This window comes from Hydrogenivirga sp. 128-5-R1-1, assembly GCF_000171895.1.
Genome location: NZ_ABHJ01000027.1, coordinates 1 through 6,432 on the forward strand (window position 1 = coordinate 1; position 6,432 = coordinate 6,432).

General features: G+C 35.6%; 7 protein-coding genes and 3 pseudogenes. All 10 read right to left on the bottom strand.

What is annotated here, in order from left to right:
• A pseudogene (gene rpsC, locus HG1285_RS06360) lies at positions 1 to 157 on the bottom strand (30S ribosomal protein S3); the annotation flags it as partial.
• 14 nt (positions 158 to 171) lie between these two features.
• A pseudogene (gene rplV, locus HG1285_RS06355) lies at positions 172 to 520 on the bottom strand (50S ribosomal protein L22).
• Between the two features lie 13 nt (positions 521 to 533).
• Positions 534 to 833, bottom strand: a complete 300-nt coding sequence (gene rpsS / locus HG1285_RS06350) for a 30S ribosomal protein S19 (protein WP_008288157.1) — start codon at positions 831 to 833, stop codon at positions 534 to 536.
• A complete protein-coding gene (rplB, locus tag HG1285_RS06345) occupies positions 833 to 1,660 on the bottom strand; it encodes a 50S ribosomal protein L2 (RefSeq protein WP_008288158.1) in 828 nt (275 codons plus the stop codon). The genes rpsS and rplB overlap by 1 nt, the downstream gene beginning before the upstream one ends.
• 13 nt (positions 1,661 to 1,673) lie before the next feature.
• Positions 1,674 to 1,967 (bottom strand): 50S ribosomal protein L23, encoded by a 294-nt coding sequence (gene rplW / locus HG1285_RS06340; protein WP_008288159.1) that lies wholly within the window; start codon positions 1,965 to 1,967, stop codon positions 1,674 to 1,676.
• Positions 1,967 to 2,545 carry a 50S ribosomal protein L4 gene (rplD, locus tag HG1285_RS17580; RefSeq protein ID WP_032496790.1) on the bottom strand — a complete coding sequence of 193 codons (579 nt, stop codon included), beginning with the start codon at positions 2,543 to 2,545 and terminating at the stop codon, positions 1,967 to 1,969. Before rplD ends, rplW begins: the two co-directional genes overlap by 1 nt.
• A 68-nt stretch (positions 2,546 to 2,613) precedes the next feature.
• Positions 2,614 to 3,306, bottom strand: a complete 693-nt coding sequence (gene rplC / locus HG1285_RS06335) for a 50S ribosomal protein L3 (RefSeq protein ID WP_008288162.1) — start codon at positions 3,304 to 3,306, stop codon at positions 2,614 to 2,616.
• Between the two features lie 13 nt (positions 3,307 to 3,319).
• Positions 3,320 to 3,631 carry a 30S ribosomal protein S10 gene (gene rpsJ / locus HG1285_RS06330; RefSeq protein ID WP_008288163.1) on the bottom strand — a complete coding sequence of 104 codons (312 nt, stop codon included), beginning with the start codon at positions 3,629 to 3,631 and terminating at the stop codon, positions 3,320 to 3,322.
• A 15-nt stretch (positions 3,632 to 3,646) separates the two neighbouring features.
• On the bottom strand, positions 3,647 to 4,837 hold the full coding sequence (gene tuf, locus HG1285_RS06325; protein WP_008288164.1) for an elongation factor Tu: 1,191 nt from the start codon (positions 4,835 to 4,837) through the stop codon (positions 3,647 to 3,649).
• Between the two features lie 30 nt (positions 4,838 to 4,867).
• A pseudogene (gene fusA / locus HG1285_RS18200) lies at positions 4,868 to 6,432 on the bottom strand (elongation factor G); the annotation flags it as partial.

A 6,432-nucleotide genomic window follows, 5' to 3' on the forward strand; every position in this document is an offset into this window, starting at 1 on the left:
ATATTCCTGCAGCTCTATATTTTTCTTTAATAAAGTTTCTGATTTTTATATCTTCGTGCAAAGTTTTTGCGTAATTTTTTTTATCTGCATACCATTTTGACTGCCAGTCTGAAGATATTCCAAGTCTAAGTCCTATAGGGTGTACTTTTTGTCCCACTTTAATATCCTCCTTTACTGCCTTTCAGCTAATTTAATTGTAATGTGAGAAAATCTTCTTTTTATCATTGTTGCCCCTTCCGTAAGCTCTGGGCATATATCTTTTTAATCTTGGACCATCATCTGCTTTAATTTCTTTGATGTAAAGGTTGTCAATATCCATACCTTTATTCTCTGCGTTTGCAATAGCACTTTTTAAAACATTTTCAACAATCCTTGCAGCTCTTTTATTTAAGCCCTGTAGTACAGCAAGGGCAGTAGCAACATCTTTGCCTCTAATAAGATTAATAACCTGTCTTGCTTTTGTAGGAGATGTTCTTGCATATCTTAAAATAGCTTTAGCTTCATTTGTTGTAGTAGCCATCTAACTTCACCTCTTATTTTTTCTTAACAGCTTTTGCTGATTTATCTGGATGTCCTCTAAATGTTCTTGTTAAAGAAAACTCTCCAAGCTTATGGCCAACCATTTCGGGCTGAATATACACAGGTATAAATTTCATTCCATTATAAACAGCTATTGTGTGGCCAACCATTTCTTCAGTAATAGTACAGGCTCTATCCCATACTTTTATTACTTTCCTTTCTCCAGTTTCATTCATTTTTCTTATTTTCTTTAATATTTTCTCATTTACATAAGGATTTTTATTTCTTTCGTTCCACTTTCCTTTATATCCCATTATTTTTTACCTCTGCGTTTTATTATGAATTTATCAGAGTATTTAGCTCCTCTTCTGGTTTTATATCCTTTTGTAGGCTGTCCCCAAGGAGAAACTGGATGTTTACCAAAAGTTCTACCTTCACCACCACCGTGTGGGTGGTCAACTGGGTTCATTGCAGTACCTCTAACTGTAGGTCTGATTCCAAGCCATCTTTTTCTTCCAGCTTTTCCAAGTTTTACAAGCTCGTGTTCTGCAAGACCAACAGTTCCAATAGTAGCCATACATTTTTTATGGATTAATCTAATTTCGTTTGAAGGAAGTCTTACCTGAACGTAATCTCCCTGTCTACCAAGTATCTGAGCAGACATTCCTGCAGCTCTGACAAGCTGTCCACCTTTTCCAGGTGTAAGCTCTATGTTGTGAATAAATGTACCCACAGGTATGTTTTCAAGTGGAAGTGCATTTCCTACTTTTATTTCGGCATCCGGACCAGCTTGAACCATGTCTCCAACTTTCAAACCTTCAGGCCATATTATGTATCTTTTTTCACCATCTAAGTAATGAAGAAGAGCTATTCTTGCACTTCTATTTGGGTCATACTCAATCGCAGCTACCTTTGCAGGAACGCCCCATTTATCCCTTTTGAAATCAATAATTCTGTATCTTCTTTTATGACCGCCGCCTCTGTGTCTTACAGTAATTCTTCCCTGATTGTTTCTACCTGCTTTTTTCTTTAAAGGAGCAAGTAAGGATTTTTCTGGTTCAGATTTAGTAATTTCTGAAAAATCATATAAAATTGCGTGTCTTGTTCCGTTTGTTACTGGTTTTAATTTTCTAACACCCATTTTTATTTCACCTCTACACTAATTCAGCTATATTTATTGGTTTTTCTGACTCAATAGTAATATAAGCTTTTTTCCAGGATTTAGTGTATCCTGGCTTTCCAAAACCAACTCTTTTTTGTTTAGGTTTTACCATTGTAGTTCTAACATCTATAACTTTTACACCAAGAATTTTTTCTACCGCTTTTTTAATTTCAATTTTATTAGCATCTTTTGCTACTTCAAATACAAGCTGATTCTGCTTTTCATTTAGCTTTACAGTTTTTTCAGTTATTACAGGACGGATAAGTATATCGTATGGAGTTTTCATTATCCTAACCTCTCGTTAATTTTTTCAGCTGCAGATTTTAGTATTAAAACCTTATCAGCATTTAATATGTCGTAAGTATTCAATCCTTCTACAGGTATAAGTTTTACCTTTGGTAAGTTTCTAAATGATTTTATGAAATTATCATCTTTTTCATTATAAACAATTAAAACTTTTTCATTTTCTAAGCCTAAATTTTTAAGTACTTCTACTGCATTTTTTGTTTTTGGTGCATCAAATGAAAAATCTTCAACTATTATTATTTCACCATCTTTTAATTTAATTGATAAAACACCTTTTAAAGCTTTTTTTCTAACTTTTTTAGGAAGTGCATAATAATAGTCTCTTGGCTGAGGTCCATGTGCAACTCCACCACCAACCATTAGATTAGCTTTTCTATCTCCATGTCTGGCATTTCCTGTTCCTTTTTGAGGAAGTATTTTCCTTCTTGAACCTTTAACTTCCCCTCTTGTCTTTGTAGAAGCAGTTCCAGCTCTTTTTGCAGCAAGCTGCCATTTTATAACTTCCCATACAGTATGTTCTTTTACTTCTGTATTAAATACTTCTTCTTTCAGGTTGATTAGTACCTACTGTTTCATTTTTATTATTAACTACATTTGCTTCCATTTTTATTTTCACCTCTTACCTTTTAAGATTCTTGAGAAGCGTATAATTTTTTCGCTTTTTCTAATTTTCTTTTTCCTTTTCTTCTATTTGCAATTACACTTGCCTTTAACTCAACGTAAGATTTAGTTGCTCCTGGAACAGAACCTTTAACTAAAATCACACTTTTTTCAGGTATAATGTCAACAACTTCAAGCCCAAGTACTGAAACTCTTTCATTTCCGTAATGTCCAGCCATTCTTTTTCCTTTAAATACTCTGGAAGGTTCAGTTGCTGCTCCAACAGAACCAACTGCTCTATGGTATCTTGAACCGTGAGACTTTCTAAAACCTCCGAAATCCCATCTTTTCATTGCAGAAGTAAATCCTCTACCTTTAGACTTCCCTGCAACATCAACAAGGTCTCCAGGCTGAAAGACTTCTTCTACTTTAACTTCTTTACCAACTTCAGGCTGTTCCCCTTCTTTTAAAGGAAACTCTTTTAAGACTCTTAAAGGTTTTAAACCTGCTTTCTCAAATATTTTTAATAAAGGTTTTGGTGTTCTCTTTTCTTTCTTTTCACCTGTTCCAAGAATTACTGCACTATAACCATCTTTTTCTTTTGTTCTTATGCCAACAATGTAATTTGGCTCAACTTGTATAACAGTAACAGGTATCGCTTTTCCATTTTTAAATATTCTTGTCATTCCTATCTTTTTTCCAATTATGCCTGTAGGCATTGCTCTCACTCCTTTAGCTTAGTTTTATTTCTACATCAACCCCAGCAGGAAGGCTTATGTCCATTAATGCTTCAATTGTCTGTGGTGTCGCATTTTCAATATCTATAAGTCTTTTATGAATTCTCATTTCAAAATGCTCTCTGGACTGCTCAAATTTATGAGGTGAACGAAGTACACACCACATTTTTCTTGAAGTAGGAAGTGGAACAGGGCCTTTAATAACCCCGCCACTTCTTTTAACTGTATCAATAATTTGCTTTACAGATTGGTCTAAAACATCGTGGTCAAAAGCTTTTAATTTTATTCTAATTTTTTCATGTTCCATTATTACTACCCCTTATTACTCAATAATTTGTGTAACAACACCAGCACCAACAGTTCTACCACCTTCTCTGATAGCAAATCTCATTTGTTCTTCTATAGCTACTGGTACCATTAATTCTACTGTTAATTCTACATTGTCCCCTGGCATTACCATCTCTTGCCCTTCTGGTAGTTCTACCACTGTTCCTGTCACGTCTGCTGTTCTGATGTAAAACTGTGGTCTGTATCCTAAGAAGAATGGTGTGTGTCTTCCTCCTTCTTCTTTTGATAGTACGTATACCTGTGCTTTGAATTTCTTGTGTGGTGTTATTGTGCCTGGCTGCGCAAGTACCTGCCCTCTTTCTACTTCGTCTTTTCCTATTCCTCTTAAGAGTACCCCTATGTTGTCCCCTGCTACTGCTTCGTCTAATACTTTTCTGAACATCTCTATTCCTGTTACTACTGTCTTCTTAATCTCATCTGTCATTCCTACTATTTCTACTTCGTCTCCTACTTTGAGTGTTCCTCTTTCTACTCTTCCTGTTACTACTGTCCCTCTTCCTGATATTGTAAATACGTCTTCTATTGCCATTAGGAATGGTTTGTCTGTCGCTCTCTCTGGTGATGGTATGTAATTGTCCATTGCATCAAGTAATTCTTCTACTGATTTTACCCATTTCTCTTCGTCTTGTAGTGCTCCAAGTGCTGACCCTTTTATTACTGGTACGTCATCCCCTGGAAATTCGTATTTATTTAATAATTCTCTTACTTCAAGTTCTACAAGCTCTAAAAGCTCTTCGTCGTCTACCATATCACATTTGTTTAAAAATACTACTATGTATGGTACGTTAACCTGTCTTGCAAGTAGTACGTGCTCTCTTGTTTGTGGCATTGGTCCGTCTGCTGCTGACACTACAAGAATTGCTCCGTCCATCTGTGCAGCACCTGTTATCATGTTTTTGATGTAGTCTGCGTGTCCTGGACAGTCTACGTGTGCGTAGTGTCTTTTTTCTGTTTCGTATTCTACGTGTGTGATGTTGATTGTGATTCCTCTGTCTCTTTCTTCTGGTGCTTTGTCTATATCTCCGTATCCTATAAACTGTGCTAATCCTTTCTTTGACAATACGTATGTGATTGCTGCTGTTAATGTTGTTTTTCCATGGTCTACGTGCCCTATTGTCCCTACGTTTACGTGCTCTTTCTCTCTTACAAATTTTTCTTTTGCCATTTTGCAGTATTACCTCCTTTTTATTTTAAATTAACTTTCAGCTTTTGCCCTTTGGCCTGCTATTTCATCAGCTATATTTTTAGGAACTTCTTCATATTTCTGGAATACCATTGAGAATGTAGCTCTACCCTGTGTTAAAGACCTTAAATCTGTTGCATATCCAAACATTTCAGCAAGTGGAACTTCTGCTTTTATTGTTAAAGTAGGACCTCTCTTTTCAGAACCTAAAATTTTACCTCTTCTTTTAGAAAGGTCACCCATAACATCTCCCATGTATTCTTCAGGAGTATCAACTTCCACAAGCATTATAGGCTCTAAAAGTACTGGGTTTGCTTTTTTAGCAGCTTCTCTAAATGCCATAGAACCTGCAATTTTAAATGCTATTTCAGAAGAATCAACTTCGTGGAATGAACCGTCAAATAAAGTTGCCTTAACACCAATAACAGGATATCCTGCAATAATACCGTTTTGCATAGCTTCCTGTATACCAGCATCAACAGCAGAATGTATTCTTTTGGAATTACACCACCAACAATTTTATCTACAAATTCGTATTCTTTATCTTTAAGAGGTTCAATTTCAATAATTGCATGACCGTACTGACCTCTACCACCAGACTGTCTAATGAATTTACCTTCACCTGTTGCTTTAGCTTTGATAGTTTCTTTATAAGCAACTTGAGGTTTACCAACATTTACTTCAATGTTATATCTCTTTTCATTCTATCAACCATAATTTCAAGGTGAAGCTCACCCATTCCATGGATAAGAGTCTGATTTGTTTCTGGGTCAACAGAAACTTTAAATGTCGGGTCTTCTTTCATAAATTTATTTAAAACTTGAGAAAGTTTTTCTTGGTCAGATTTAGTTTTTGGCTCAATAGCCATAGCAATAACTGGTTCTGGAAATTCCATTGATTCTAAAATAATTGGTTTGTTAGGGTCTGATAACGTATCACCAGTTGTAGTATCAATACCAACAGCAGCAGCTATATCACCAGCATAAACTTCAGTAATCTCTTCCCTCTGGTTAGCGTGCATTCTCAGAATTCTTCCAACTCTAACTTTTTTATTTTTATTTGCAATTAGAACAGTATCTCCAGCTTTTACAACTCCAGAATAAACCCTAAAGTATGTTAACTGTCCTGCGTAAGGGTCTGCCATCACTTTAAATGCGAGTGCACAGAACGGTTCATCATCAGATGCATGTCTTTCCTCTTCTTCCCCTGTTTGTGGGTTAACACCTTTTACTGGTGGAACATCAACAGGAGAAGGTAAAAAGTCAATTACAGCATCAAGTAAAGGTTGAACACCTTTATTTTTAAATGCAGAACCACAGAGCATAGGAACTAATTCTCTGTTTATAGTAGCCTTCCTTAATGCCTTTTTAAGCTCATCAACAGATATTTCCTCACCTTCTAAATATTTCTCCATTAATTCTTCATCTGTTTCAACTATGGCTTCTATCATTTTTTCACGCCATTCTTCAGCTACAGGTCTAACATCTTCCGGTATATCATCGGTTATATCATACTTAGCGCCTAATTCATCTCCTCTCCATAGATAAGCTTTCATTTCAAATAAATCAACTACACCT